The following is a 13,866-nucleotide window of genomic DNA, read 5'->3' on the forward strand; positions in this document are numbered from 1 at the left end:
TTTTTATATTTTTGAGCTATTCTAAAATAGTTATATATATCCCATACTTTATTTATATTGAATAAATGAACTATATCATATCCAGAATAATCAAATATGTTTCCATTATTTATGCGAACCTCTGCTCCTAACCTTTTTAGATATTTTGCAGTATTCAGAACCTGAGTAGAATCTCCGCTGTAGTTTCTATAGTAGTCCTGCCTTATGCATAAAAGTACCTTCATTTTTAACTTGTCCCCCTAAACTATTTTGTAAACCATTGTTTCTTAACTAATATATATCTATGCATAATATTTTAAATGTTGCACAAAATAAAAGTCCTGCTTTGAACAGAGACTTTTACTTATAAATTAATGTTTTATAAGCTAAAGTCTCTGCCTTTTGCAGAGACTATTATTTATCTTATAAATTTATTTTTAACATAATCCTCCACATCCACAAGTAAGCCTAAACTCTCCAGTGAAAGTTATATTTTTAAAGTTTGAACCACATGAAGAAACATTGGCAACAAAATTCCTTGGTTCTATGGTTGCTCCTTCGATTTCTCCTCCACATTCGCTGCCGTTTACGCTATTGAAACAGCCACAAGGTTCTTCCTCTATAACCTGGCATGAGAAGCATTCGTCTACGCATACAGAGCCTACATAAGAAACATTACTAGTTCCTCCTACCCCTGAACAAGCATCACTGCCGCTAACAGGTGTGCTCACAATAAATTGTATGCATCCAACTATTCTTCTTACACATGCATCTACAGTACCACAAGATCTATCTGAATTCGGACAAAATACTTCTACTGCTTCAACTGATTCTACACATCTTAGACAGTTTACCCATGCTACATTAGCATTTCCAGCCCCTACAACAAATCCTGCTGGAACTGTAACTGTAGCACAAACTGGAACTACTATTGGTTCTGGCTGTGGTTTATATTTTGGTCTTATCTTAATTTTCTTTTCTTCTAATTGCTTTTTTCCTTCTAGGCTTGCTTCTTCCATTTCGTTTATTATATCATCTACAGCTATTTCTCTCCAATCGCTCATTTTTTAATTGCCTCCCTATTAAAAATTTATAGATTTTTATAGTAAGTAATACCTTTCACTATCATGATATGAAGTGCACTAAAAAGTGTGATATATTATTGATCCTTTCAGCATATTTATATAATAATAACTCTGCGAGGAGGATCATTAAATGTCCTTAAATGAAAACCATAATAACAGCATGTTTTGCTTTAATGATTATTGGGATTCTATAAACAAAAAAATGATAATGTATGAAGAAGAATTAGAAAAAAAAGAAGAACTTATTAGTAAGCTTAAGCAAAAGCTTAATGAGCAAAGGAGTAAATGCTACTCTTGTGGAGTGAAATTTAAAAATATAAAGGAACAATATAATAAATTTCAAGCAGGGAAAGATAAACTAAATAATGCCATAAAGCTTTTAAAAGAAAACTTAATATCTTATGAAGAAAAAATTAAAGCACTAGAAGAAATAAACTCAAACAATGAAAAAGAAATTAATAGACTGAAAAATGAAGTGAATAGCTTAACTTCACAGCTTAATATAGCAAATTCTAAACTATCTATTATTACTTTAAATAAAACTTCACAAAATATAGGGAAAAAAATTTCATACTTTAAGTGAAATAAAAAGTTTTCTAAACTTTACAAAACTTGATTTACTAAATAATAAATATACAACGCCTCAACATGATTTTATGATCATTTTGAGGCATATTCATTATATATGTTAACCTATATCACTTAAATTTTTATTAACGAATATAATAAATTGATACTTAATAAATGGAGGTGTTACTATGGAAACAGTTTATATAATAACCTTTGCTTCTGCTAACAGCAGTTTAGTTCTATATAAAATCCTAAAGGATGCTAGAATAAAAGTTACTATGATACAAACCCCTTGCAAACTATCAGCAGGATGTGCTAGATCTTTAGAAATTAAAAAATCAGAATTTAATACAGTAGTTGATATAATTAGAAATTCAAATATTAAAGTCCAAAAAATTTATGAAAAACGTATAAATCCTAAGATAAGACGCTATGAATATGTAGAAGTTTCTTATTAATTATAGATAATGGAGGATATATAATGTATTTAGATAATGCAGCAACCTCATTTCCTAAGCCTTTGTGTGTATATGATGCTGTAAATGACTGCCTAAGAAATTATTGTGCAAATCCTGGCAGAGCATCTCACGCACTATCTCTTCAATGTGAACTTAAGATAATTGAATGCAGAGAAAATTTAGCAAAGCTTTTAAATATAGATAATCCAATGAGAATTATCTTTACTTCAAATACTACTGAAGGATTAAATATTGCTATTAAAGGTGTGTTACATCCTGGAGATCATGTTATAACTACAATGATTGAGCACAACTCAGTTTTGCGTCCCTTAGAAAGTCTTAAAAAAATTGGTGTTGAAATTACAATGCTTTCTGTTGATTCTAATGGCTATGTATCTTTATCTGAAATAAAAAATTCTATAAAAAAGAATACTAAAGCTTTAGTAATAAATCAAGGTTCTAATGTTTTAGGTACTATACAAGATATTGAATCTATTGGTAATTTTACAAAATCCATAGGTATATTACTAATTGTTGATGCTGCGCAAACAGCAGGGTATGCAGATATAGATGTTAAGCAGATGAATATAGACTTACTTGCTTTTCCTGGACATAAATCTCTTTTTGGAATACAAGGTACAGGTGGATTATATATTAGTGAAAATTTAGATATACCACCTCTTAAAGAGGGTGGAACAGGAAGCATATCTGATAGTCTCATTCAGCCTGATTTTATGCCTGACAAAATGGAAAGCGGGACACTAAATACTCCTGGAATAGTAGGTTTATGTGAAGGGGTTAAATTTATTTTATCAAAAGGACTTATAAATATAAGAAATCATGAAATATCTCTACTAGAGCATCTTACTGAAGAATTATCAAAACTTCCATTCATTAAGCTCTATGGCGAACTAGAGGCTAGTAAAAAAACTCCTGTTTTATCTTTTAATATGGACGGCTTTGACAGTTCTGAAGTAGGAAGATTACTTAACGAAAAGAATATTTATATTCGATCTGGTTATCATTGTGCTCCTATGATTCACAAAATTATAGGTACAGAAAGAATAGGAACTGTACGAATTAGCCCTGGTTATTTTACTAATCATGAAGACATTGAAAACTTAATTATAGCTTTAAAAAATATCTACAGCTTGCATTATTAGTACTGTTTTCTTTTCAATTCATTTTTAAATCAATTAAGATGTATTTTACTTTAATTATTTATAAAAAAACAAGCACTTATATTTATCATATTAAGTACTTGTTTTTTTTGTAGTATATTCATTAAAAACAATTTATCTCTTAAATTGCTAATCTGTAATTTTAAATAATTTTTTAATAAAAGATTCATTACTTTTTTGTTTCAAAACATCAAATTGATTTTTTAGATTCTCAACTTCTTCTGTCTTATCTTTTAAAAGGTTGTTCAAATTATCTATCTCATTTCTTAGTTCTTTTGTTTCATTTAAATAATTAATTTTTTCTGTATTACTTTTGGCTACAATTTCTTTTAATTCTAATACTTCAGCTTTATTTTCTTCTAATTCAGATTTTTGAGCTTCTAGATCTCTCATGGATTCCTTTAATTCTTTTATCTTATTTTCATAAGATGCTATTAAACTCTGTTTCTCTCCAAGAGCCTTCTCTAATACATTAATTCTATTATGCCTTTTAGTTATTTCTTCATGTAAAGATGCAATATTCAGACGCAGCTTATTCTTTTCATCATCAATTTGCCTGCTGCGCATAGAAACTATTTTAAATCTTTCTTCATACTTTTTCAGTCTTGAGGCTAACTCTTTGATGACTTTTTCTTGTAATAGATTTGATTTCATATCTTCATTTAATATTTTATTATAAATGTCCCCTTCTTCTCCGAATAATTTTTCATCTAAAGAATTATTTGCTGATATATGCTCTTTATTTCTATTATTTAAGTGTTCCTCATAAAAACAGGAATCTGTATAAACTACTTTTTTATCACATATAACTATAATTATAAAGTTTGTAGAAATTTTATTATCTGATTGGAATGGATATTTTTCTATATCTACAACTTTCATAAGATTTAATTCACTAATGTCTCTTGTCCTTTGAGCTAAATTCATTTCTTTTAACTTCATGGTATTATTTACTATATATTCAACATTCATCTTATCATTAGAATATAATATTATATTGCTGCCATATATTGATTGATCTCTTTCTTCAATCATATCTCTTTTTATATCATCATTAACTCCAAATCCAAATCTTATATATCCATTTTCATTTTTAAAAAATGTAAATGAATACGCAATAGTATCCTTTAATGTAGTAAAACAATAATCTTCTATTCCATAATAAGATGAATCTAAAACATTAAAATTGCTCCAACTATTTTTTTTACAATCAAACTTTCTATATCCTATTAAATTTGGATATGCATTTTTGATGTAACAAACCGATAACTGGTTATTATCTACACTTATTATAAATGGCAAATCTCCTTTTATATTTATTGTATCTAATATTAATGGTGGAGATAATATAAGTCTATTGTTTAGTATTCTAAAACAAAGAACGGCTGTATTATTGCTATTATAATTTACATAAAATATATTCAAAGAGTTATTGACTGATACTATTTCAATATATTTTGTATTTAATATGGATTTCATTAACGTAATCTTATTAGATATTTTCTCTTCAAATATTGTACAAAGAATTAGCTCCCCTTTTTTATTAGTAAAAATAATAGATATGTTATTATCTTTGGTAAGAATCACATTATTTAAATAATAGCAATCATTTAATATAGGCTTTTCCTCAACAATTTCCCTATCTTTATACTTTACTAGAAAAACTTCTTCATCTTTTCTATAAAATTTAAATAATTCATTATTTATTTCAATGAAAAAGCTTTCTTTTTTAAACGAATTCATATTATTCCTCCACAATATTACTAATATATATTATGCTTCTCAAAATATGCTTTATTACTATATACAATACTAAAACTACTAAATATTAAGTAACTTAAATATTATTCTATCTTTATCTTCAATGATATTCATTAAGTTGTTTATAATATTTAAATAATCTCTGCATATATCTTCATAATATATTTCAGTATTTTGTATCTCTTCCAATCCTTCTAATTTTAAATCTAAATATCTTTCTTGCAAAAGCTCTATTTTTAATTTATGGTAACTATCCTCATTTACCACATCATTTTTATTGGCAATATTTCTATGATTATCTATATTTTCTTGAAATATTTTATTTTTTTCATCAGTGCTACAAAGTTTAAATAATTTATACAACTGAGAAACATTTATGTAGGTTTTAATATTTTCACACCTATTATCAACTATTTTCATAATATTTGTTTTAATTAAATTTTGTGTATTTTTTTTACTTAAGCATCTAAATTTCCATGTATTCAAATCATTTGATAAAGCAATATTTACATTATTACTGTTATTCCAAATTACATATACATTTCCCATATATATCGATATTTGTGGTTTTATAATATTTTTAGGCAGCGGTAATTTATGTCCATGATCCAAGTATCCATTACCATTGTTAATGATAATATTTCTATAGTTTATAGATAAATCTCTTTTAATCAATTCATTATAAAATATTAATGGTTTTTTATTATAATTTATAAAAGAAATATTGCTTATGTTTGGCAAACAAAAATCATTAATATGCTTATCAGTAAGTAGATCATATAAAACATATTCTCCTTCTTCAAAGTTTTTACATATGAGTATGAGAACTTCATTATCTGTTTTACAAATCTTAAAAGAACTATTATAATCACTGATATCTATTATACTTGGACTATTACACATGTTTATTTTACTTTTAAAAATATATATTTTGCCGCTGTGCCTATCACATCCTCTAAAAATTATATCAATATGACTATCTTTTATAATCATATTCAAAGAATCTAAACTTTTTAGATTTTTATTGCATAGAAATAATAAATTTGTTTCAATTTTATTTCTTATTCCCATTTTCAATTCTATCTTGCTAATGAAAACAGAATATTTTTCATCATAATAGCAGATCCATAAAGAATCTTCATAATATTCCATTGTATAATATAAGACTCCATTATGAATTTGAATAATATTGTTGTTTTCACTAATAAATAATGTTCTATTATTGGTAAACAACTTATAAGATTTATCTTTATAAATTATTATATTTAAATCTTTAATCATAAAATCACCTGAATACAATTTTTATATATTATATAAATACTAAAATAATTCTAGTTAATATGTAAAATTTCTTAATTTTATTGAATATAAAATTTATCACACTTTAAATCACATCTCATATTATATTACTAGATAACTAGTAAACTAAAAAAGGAGGATGTCTTTATGCAAGACAATTTTGAAGTAAACAACAATGAAGTACAACAAGTTGTAACTGATGAATGCATTATCGCAGAAAAAGTTTACGGAAAATGTAGACAACAAGATTGTTTAAGACCTGTTGATGCAAATACTACTCCTACTCCTGAGATGATCCAAATTGACTCTTCTAGATTAGGAGAAACAACAGCGATTTCAGGTGGAGGTTTAAATGGAACTATTTCGCCAAATAGTATAATCAGCTTTGATTCAAGTGTTGCCGGAGTTCAGCTAGTTCCTAATACATTTAAACTTTCTGATATTAGAGTACAAAGTATTCAGCCTAGTATATTTTCACAAGCTGGCTTCTATGATGTTAGTATTAATTATAGATTTTCATATGATATTAATTTACTAGACGATACTGGGAATATAATATCAGTAACACAAGGAACTGATACAATAACTGATATTGCTGCTTATACAACTTATACAAAAACAGTTTCCTTATTTGGTGGAGAAGCTTCTGCATCAACCATAGCTACTTTAAACACCTTGATTTCAAATACTGTATCTGTTAATGAAGGAAATATCCCTTATGTATCTGTTCAAGGTATTGCAAATCCATTAACAATAAGTATAGGAACTTATGTTGTTAGTGGAATTACAGAATATCATGCTGATGTTACAATAGGATTATTTACCATAATTAAATTGTTTAGATTGGTCAATATGCTTGTATCTTCTACCGGAGATTGTGATATACCGGTTTGCGAGCCATTCCAAGCTAGTGATCCTTGTGAATATTTTTCTAGTTTACCATTCCCATTTGATGATTTTAATCCACCAAGTGGTGTTTTATAGCTTTAGATTCCAGCATATAAAAAATATGTTGAACCTTAAAAAAATACTATGCTTAAGGCGTAGTATTTTTTTATGTTCATTTTATAAAAGTTAACTTTATATTTTGGACAAGTATTGTCACCACATATACATAGGTTCATATACTATATTAGGATCAATAATATCCTAAGAATTCAAGGAGATGAATTTTTAATGGCTACAACACTTAATTTTGATGCACCTAAATCTAGTACCCAACGTGAAGTTGAAGTTACTGGACTTGTTGACGCTTATAGCTATGGTTATTTAACAATTAGACTTAATGTTACTAATCCTGATGATTCAGATAGAGATCGTTCATTTTATAGAGTAGTAGAATTTGATAATACAGGTAGCAGTACACCTTTAGAGGTTAATGACTCTTATACTTTGTCAATTGTACCAAAACTTTCAGGGGCAGATACCGTTACTGCTGTAGCTGCTTGGTCATATACTCCTAATGAATAATTCTAATTATTTTATATGGAGCCATTTATGGCTCCATGCTTTAAGTTAATGCTTTAGAAAGAGGTGGAAATTTGTCAATCATATTAATTCCTTCTACTAAAAGTCTCACAGTAACAAATAAGATTCCAAATGGAAATATAAATAATGATATTATAACTGTGGGCAGCGATGGAAAATATGACTATATTAGTTATTTATTTTTTGATATTTCCACTATACCCATTAATGTTTCCATTTTGGACGCAGAACTTGTATTATTTAAAGTTAACAATTTTTATAATAACCTCATGGAAGAATTCTGCATATATCCTATAAGTGATTACTTTAGCACTTATACAACTTTTAATAATCGTCCTAAAGTAAATACAATTATAAAAAAAGTTTTTCATCCAATAACTTCAAAGGTAGCCGTAACAATAAATTTGACTTCTTTTGTTTCATTATGGATAAAAAATCAGTTAAATATAACCGGCATAGCTCTATTAGGTAAAAACACTAATACTCTTGCAGAATTCGGCTCTTCCATATGCAAGGATAACTATCTTATTCCTTTTATTAAAATACTTGTTAATCCTATAAATTGTAACAATTATTCTAATAATACTTCTATAGAAGGGAGTATGAAACGAATTAAAGTTGTAGGAAAAGTAGCTCCAGAATCAAAATACGCTGCTATTGTAAATGTTGGAGTTAAAAGAAACACTACTGGTCATACAGATAACTATTACGTTGCAGATGTATACGATAATTCACAAAGTGTAGATCCACTTGATATTGATAGAACTTATAATATAGCTATTATTCCAAAGGAAAATCCAGGAGATATAGAAAATGTCAGTCTTTATGGTTCTTATAAGGAATAAAATATTATGATATACAATTATTTTATATGGGAACAAAAAAATAGTAGTTAGTATGTGCTAATACTCTTTTTAAGTATTAGCACATACTATTGGAAAAAATTCTATTAATACTTTAGTATCTCTAATCCTTCTGAATCGTATACTTCAAATTCCTTTATTGATCTTATTATTTCTTTTTTAGCAAAATTAATATATCCTTGCTTATAGTATAATTTTCCAAGATCAAGTAAGACAAATTTGTTATCTATTAAATTCAACAAATTTACTGCTATTCCAAACTCATCAAATTTATCATTTACTAGTAATATTTCGCAAATTTCTAAGATTATTTGAAGATAATCATCTTCATTTTCTTTTTCAGATATTATTTCAGTAGGTCTTTTTATAAATAAATTTATAAGTTGTTTATATACTTTAACTAATTTTTTATTATAATCTGATAAATTATTTTCTTTAAAATCACTTAGTAATGATAGTGCATTGTCATAATCATTAATCAATATACTACTTATAATTTTATACATTGCAATATATACATAAGATGAACTTTCTTTATCTATACACTTTATATTAATACAATCATTAAATGCACCAATCATTACAAAGCATTTAGCTTTAAGTCGTAAAAGCTCTGTTGCAATTTCTCCTGTTTCTTCGCATTTATCTATATATTCTAAAGATATTTTATAATAACCTTCATTATAAAATAGAGTTGCAATAATAAAATTTGATTTAGGTGAATCTATTAAAAGTTCTTCTATAATTTTTTTAAAATCATTTATAGGTGTATTTTTAATTCTTAATATATGTGCAATGAAGTATACTGGTTGTATAAAATCGGATTTTAACTTAATTGCTTCAATATAATAATTGTATGCAGTATCATAATCTTTAAGCTTCATGTATATGTTGCCTAATTCATAATATGCTTTAAAAGTACCTACACCATAAAAACACTTTAGTTCAGAAGGTGCTTCTCCTAATTCAATACATTTTTCTAATGCTTTTATCTGAAGTATAGGCATATCTATATCTCTGAATATAAGAGACTTTAAAAAATATAAATCAGTAAATTTAGGAAAGTTATTAATACCAATATCTATGAATTTAAGTGCTGTATCATATTTTTTTATCCTATAATTTAAAATTGCTATTCTTAAGATAAGCAAAAAGCTATATCCATTACCTGGGTCAAATTTTTCATATGACTTGTAGTAATGCTCTAAAGCCTTTTTTTCATCATTTAATATTGCATATTCGGTGCCAAGATTAAAATGAGCAAAGGCATCTTCTGGATTGCTTTCAATTTGCTTCTTTAGGATACTCATATTTCTGTTTCTTTTATTTTTATAATTTATATTATTCTCCATATATCCATAATGGTGAATTTTAACATATTTATAAATTACATTGTGTATATTATTTGAATGAATTAACTGATTATGAATTTTTCCTTCGTAATGAGTTCCCTTATTATTCTTAAAAAGTCTCGGATTTAAATTTATGGTTACAGAATTTTCATCAATAGTACTACCATAATAATTTACTGTCTCGAAAAAATAGATTGCATTTTCATCTAATTCTCTATTTAGCAATTCTTTAAGATTTTCTCTATCTTCAGGATATAATTCATCGTCTGCATCTAAAATTAATATCCAATCTCTAGTTGCATGCTTTAATGACTCATTTCTAGCTTGGCTAAAATTATCATTCCATGGAAAATGGTAAACCTTAGAATTAAAGCTTTCAGCAATTTCTACAGTTTTATCTGTTGAGCCAGTATCAACAATAATTATTTCATCAGCAATATCTTTGACACTATTGAGGCATCTTGAAAGATATTGTTCTTCATTTTTTACAATCATGCATAAACTTACTTCATTCTTCATAGCCTTGTCCCCCAATTTAATAAACCTAACTATTCTGTACTCAAGTATTAACTTATGCTTAATCAAATCAATACTTAGTTAAATATAGTCGCTATATGGCAGCAAAACTTTTACTATATATACTATGTAGAATAAAATAAAATGTGATATGTATCTTTAATGTCCTCTTTATATGCACTCATTAAATAAATATATTAATAATAGAAAAAAAGTAGACATCATGTATTAACATGACGTCTACTTTATGTTCAACAATGGATTTTCCTTTTTTCTAATCTTTGCTAAGTCAATCTGATTTTCGATTAATCTGTTTTGAAGATCCATTATCTTATACTTAGAGGACTGAACTTGGAATTTTAACTCCTTATTTTCTGATTTTAAATCACTTTTTTCTTTTAAGTGCTTTTTTATAGTTTCTCTTAAAATTTCAAGTTCATCTCTTAAAGCTGAATTTTCTTCCTCAACCTGCTTTATATATTCCCCGCTCTTACTGCTCTCTAACTTATCTTGTAATTCAGCATTATATTCCTCTAGATTTTTTATATGCTTTTTTAAATCATCTATTTGGGTTTGGAGAGTTTTTTCTGCCTTTTTAGCTTCATCAACTTCCTTTTGAAAAGTTTCACAGCATTCATCGCTTTTAAACTTTTCATCTACTATATTTATAGCTGCTAAAACAGAAGCATCTGATATGCTGAGTCTGCTGTTTTTCTTTAATATTTCCGCTATTTTTTTATCTACATATCCTGCTACTTTATGTAAGTATTCTTCTCTTTCTTCACCCTTAAGATTATATTCTGAACCATTTATCTTAACAGTTACTACATTCATTTGAACACCCTCTTAGATAAATTCCTTAATCATTACATACATTTTAACACATTTTTTTAATATATGAAATATGAATTTACCTAAATTCTAGCGATGCCTACTTATCTAAGTTCTGCTCCTAATTTTTGTTCAAGTGCTCTTATTATCTTATCATGAACTTTAGATACATCATTATCAGTTAAAGTTCTATTTTCTCCCCTATACGCTAGGGCGTAGGCTACGCTCTTCTTTCCTTCTGGGACTTGTTTTCCTTTGTACACATCAAATAATTTTACGCTTTCTAAAATCTTTCCACCTTGGTTTTTAATAATGTCCTCTATTTCTTGAACAAGTATACTATCATCTACTAATACAGCTATGTCTCTTGTTACAGCAGGGAATTTTGGAAGAGGTGTATAGCTCTTATCCATAACAGCATTTTTGTATAATACATCAAGGTTAAGCTCTGCTATATAGCATCTTTCATCAATACCATAGTTTTCGGCTACATCTGGGTGTACTTCCCCAACTACTCCTACATACTGTTTCTTTATATAAAGAGCAGCTGTCTTTCCTGGATGAAAACTTGGATTCTCATTTTCTCTTTGGAATTTAATCTTCTTTACTCCTAAAACATCTATTATGTTTTCAACTACTCCTTTTAAATCTAAGTAGTCTGCATTTCCATACATTCCTATAGTAACTATATTTCTCTCTTCAGGAAGTTCATTTTGGTCTTCTGTTGGTATATATACTTTTCCTATTTCAAATAATCTAGCTATTTCATTATTTCTTGAATAATTTCTAGCTAAAGCTTCCATCATTGAAGGTATTGATATAGTTCTCATTATGCTGTAATCTTCTCCAAGAGGATTTCTTATAGCTACAGCCTTTCTTAAAGTACTGTCTTTTGGTATTAAAACTTTATCAAAAACCTTAGGACTTACGAATGAATATGTTATAGCTTGATTAAGTCCGCTGGATATTAAAGTTTCTAAGACTTTATCATCTAGAACTTGCTTTGTACTTTTTCCACCTCTTAGGGTTTCTACGCTTGGAATAGTAGATAAAATATTATTATATCCATAAATTCTTGCAATTTCTTCAGCTACATCTTCTCTTATGTTTATATCGCTTCTAAAAGTAGGAACATTTATAACTAATATGTCTCCTTCAATATCAGTCTTTAATTCTAATCTATTTAAATATTCTTTCATATCTTCCTTTGTCATATCTGTTCCTAAGAACTTATTAATCCAATTTGAATCTACCTTTAATATATGAGGTTCTACCTTCTCTGGATATATGTCAATAACACCTTCCATAACTTCCCCAGCACCTAGCTCTTCAACTAAATGACAAGCTCTATTCATAGCAATTTCCACAAGGTTAGGGTCTAAATCTTTTTCAAACTTGCTTGAAGCATCTGTTCTTAATCCTAGATTTTGAGAAGATACTCTGATGTTTGTTCCATCAAAATTAGCTCCTTCAAAAACTATTGCTGTAGTATCATCTTTAACTTCTGAATTTAATCCTCCCATAATACCAGCAAGACCAATGGTTCTATCACCATCTTTAATATTTAACACTTGTGAGTTTAAAATTCTTTCCACACCATCTAGAGTTGTAAACTTTTCGCCTTCTTTAGCTCTCTCAACTACTATTGTATTAGAAGATATTTCTCTTCTATCAAAAGCATGCATTGGTTGACCAAGCTCTATCATTACAAAGTTTGTTATATCAACTATATTATTTATTGGTCTAACTCCAGCTTCCATAAGTCTTTCCTGCATCCATTGAGGTGAAGGAGCAATTTTTATGTTTTTAACACCTTTTGCCATATATCTTCTGCATAGTTTATCTTTTATCTCTACTTTTATATCATCTTCTATATTATCTTTGCATTTTGAACTATACTCAAGATTTGGCATTCTATATTTTTTTCCTAAAGTTGCTGCTGTTTCTCTTGCTATACCAACTATGCTTAAACAATCTGGTCTATTTGAAGTTATTTCAAAGTCTATAGTAGCTTTTTCTAAGTCTATGACCTTCTTTATATCTTTTCCAATTGGTGTATCCTCTGGGAGAATCATAAGACCATACACTGGTTTATCTCCAGCAATACCAAGTTCTTCTTCCGAGCAGAACATACCATTTGATACTGCTCCTCTTAACTTACTCTTTTTAATCTTTGTTCCATCAGCTAAAGTTGAACCATGCAGTGCAGTTGGAACTATATCTCCTTCTTTCATATTTGTTGCTGCTGTAACTATTTGAATAGGCTCCTCTTCCCCTATATCTACTTGACATATAGATAATCTCTCAGCTTCTGGATTTGGTTCAATCTTTAGTATTTTCCCTGTAACTACCTTATCAACAATATCTCCAGTTACTATAATCTCTTCCACTTTTGAACCTGAAAGAGTTAAAGCATCACCTAATTCTTTAGGAGTTATATCTATATCAACATAATCTTTTAGCCAATTTACTGGTACTTTCAT

The 13,866-nt window shown here is 27.7% G+C and carries 12 protein-coding genes and 1 pseudogene; 6 read left to right on the plus strand and 7 right to left on the minus strand.

Annotation, left to right across the window (positions count from 1 at the left end):
• A pseudogene (locus tag ACFWTK_RS11900) lies at positions 1–224 on the minus strand (glycosyltransferase family 4 protein); the annotation flags it as partial.
• 192 nt (positions 225–416) lie between these two features.
• A complete protein-coding gene (locus ACFWTK_RS11905; RefSeq protein ID WP_415876194.1) occupies positions 417–1,043 on the minus strand; it encodes a hypothetical protein in 627 nt (208 codons plus the stop codon).
• Between the two features lie 151 nt (positions 1,044–1,194).
• Here ACFWTK_RS11905 and ACFWTK_RS11910 point away from each other — a divergent pair, with 151 nt between their 5' ends.
• The 3 genes from ACFWTK_RS11910 to ACFWTK_RS11920 all read left to right on the plus strand — a co-directional run bounded on the left by ACFWTK_RS11910 (position 1,195) and on the right by ACFWTK_RS11920 (position 3,255).
• Positions 1,195–1,647: a hypothetical protein gene (locus ACFWTK_RS11910; RefSeq protein ID WP_415876195.1), complete on the plus strand. Its 453-nt coding sequence runs from the start codon at positions 1,195–1,197 to the stop codon at positions 1,645–1,647.
• Positions 1,648–1,822: 175 nt separating this feature from the next.
• Positions 1,823–2,092 (plus strand): DUF3343 domain-containing protein, encoded by a 270-nt coding sequence (locus ACFWTK_RS11915; protein WP_415876196.1) that lies wholly within the window; start codon positions 1,823–1,825, stop codon positions 2,090–2,092.
• A 20-nt stretch (positions 2,093–2,112) separates the two neighbouring features.
• Positions 2,113–3,255, plus strand: coding sequence for an aminotransferase class V-fold PLP-dependent enzyme (locus ACFWTK_RS11920; RefSeq protein ID WP_415876245.1), 1,143 nt, complete (start codon positions 2,113–2,115; stop codon positions 3,253–3,255).
• A 147-nt stretch (positions 3,256–3,402) separates the two neighbouring features.
• On the opposite strand, the gene ACFWTK_RS11925 is transcribed toward ACFWTK_RS11920, so the two are convergent.
• Both ACFWTK_RS11925 and ACFWTK_RS11930 read right to left on the minus strand, forming a co-directional pair.
• Entirely contained in the window at positions 3,403–5,016 is a 1,614-nt protein-coding gene (locus ACFWTK_RS11925) for a hypothetical protein (protein ID WP_415876197.1), read from the minus strand.
• Positions 5,017–5,094: 78 nt separating this feature from the next.
• Entirely contained in the window at positions 5,095–6,315 is a 1,221-nt protein-coding gene (locus tag ACFWTK_RS11930) for a hypothetical protein (protein ID WP_415876198.1), read from the minus strand.
• Between the two features lie 165 nt (positions 6,316–6,480).
• Here ACFWTK_RS11930 and ACFWTK_RS11935 point away from each other — a divergent pair, with 165 nt between their 5' ends.
• The 3 genes from ACFWTK_RS11935 to ACFWTK_RS11945 all read left to right on the plus strand — a co-directional run bounded on the left by ACFWTK_RS11935 (position 6,481) and on the right by ACFWTK_RS11945 (position 8,666).
• Positions 6,481–7,317 carry a hypothetical protein gene (locus ACFWTK_RS11935; protein WP_415876199.1) on the plus strand — a complete coding sequence of 279 codons (837 nt, stop codon included), beginning with the start codon at positions 6,481–6,483 and terminating at the stop codon, positions 7,315–7,317.
• Between the two features lie 192 nt (positions 7,318–7,509).
• On the plus strand, positions 7,510–7,803 hold the full coding sequence (locus ACFWTK_RS11940) for a hypothetical protein (protein WP_061857071.1): 294 nt from the start codon (positions 7,510–7,512) through the stop codon (positions 7,801–7,803).
• A gap of 71 nt (positions 7,804–7,874) precedes the next feature.
• On the plus strand, positions 7,875–8,666 hold the full coding sequence (locus ACFWTK_RS11945) for a DNRLRE domain-containing protein (RefSeq protein WP_415876200.1): 792 nt from the start codon (positions 7,875–7,877) through the stop codon (positions 8,664–8,666).
• A gap of 104 nt (positions 8,667–8,770) precedes the next feature.
• On the opposite strand, the gene ACFWTK_RS11950 is transcribed toward ACFWTK_RS11945, so the two are convergent.
• The 3 genes from ACFWTK_RS11950 to pheT all read right to left on the minus strand — a co-directional run bounded on the left by ACFWTK_RS11950 (position 8,771) and on the right by pheT (position 13,866).
• Complete coding sequence (locus ACFWTK_RS11950) at positions 8,771–10,555, minus strand: glycosyltransferase (RefSeq protein WP_415876201.1); 1,785 nt, start codon at positions 10,553–10,555, stop codon at positions 8,771–8,773.
• Positions 10,556–10,792: 237 nt separating this feature from the next.
• On the minus strand, positions 10,793–11,386 hold the full coding sequence (gene zapA, locus ACFWTK_RS11955; RefSeq protein ID WP_415876202.1) for a cell division protein ZapA: 594 nt from the start codon (positions 11,384–11,386) through the stop codon (positions 10,793–10,795).
• A 101-nt stretch (positions 11,387–11,487) separates the two neighbouring features.
• A complete protein-coding gene (gene pheT, locus ACFWTK_RS11960) occupies positions 11,488–13,866 on the minus strand; it encodes a phenylalanine--tRNA ligase subunit beta (protein WP_415876203.1) in 2,379 nt (792 codons plus the stop codon).

This window comes from Clostridium sp. (genome assembly GCF_047777555.1).
Classification (GTDB): Bacteria; Bacillota; Clostridia; order Clostridiales; family Clostridiaceae; genus Clostridium_H.

Excerpts from the sequence above, each read along its gene's own strand:
- zapA (WP_415876202.1), bottom strand. The coding sequence starts at position 11,386 with ATGAATGTAGTAACTGTTAAGATAAATGGTTCAGAATATAATCTTAAG.
- pheT (WP_415876203.1), bottom strand. The coding sequence starts at position 13,866 with ATGAAAGTACCAGTAAATTGGCTAAAAGATTATGTTGATATAGATATA.
- ACFWTK_RS11915 (WP_415876196.1), top strand. The coding sequence starts at position 1,823 with ATGGAAACAGTTTATATAATAACCTTTGCTTCTGCTAACAGCAGTTTA.
- ACFWTK_RS11930 (WP_415876198.1), bottom strand. The coding sequence starts at position 6,315 with ATGATTAAAGATTTAAATATAATAATTTATAAAGATAAATCTTATAAG.
- ACFWTK_RS11950 (WP_415876201.1), bottom strand. The coding sequence starts at position 10,555 with ATGAAGAATGAAGTAAGTTTATGCATGATTGTAAAAAATGAAGAACAA.
- ACFWTK_RS11935 (WP_415876199.1), top strand. The coding sequence starts at position 6,481 with ATGCAAGACAATTTTGAAGTAAACAACAATGAAGTACAACAAGTTGTA.
- ACFWTK_RS11905 (WP_415876194.1), bottom strand. The coding sequence starts at position 1,043 with ATGAGCGATTGGAGAGAAATAGCTGTAGATGATATAATAAACGAAATG.
- ACFWTK_RS11910 (WP_415876195.1), top strand. The coding sequence starts at position 1,195 with ATGTCCTTAAATGAAAACCATAATAACAGCATGTTTTGCTTTAATGAT.
- ACFWTK_RS11925 (WP_415876197.1), bottom strand. The coding sequence starts at position 5,016 with ATGAATTCGTTTAAAAAAGAAAGCTTTTTCATTGAAATAAATAATGAA.
- ACFWTK_RS11940 (WP_061857071.1), top strand. The coding sequence starts at position 7,510 with ATGGCTACAACACTTAATTTTGATGCACCTAAATCTAGTACCCAACGT.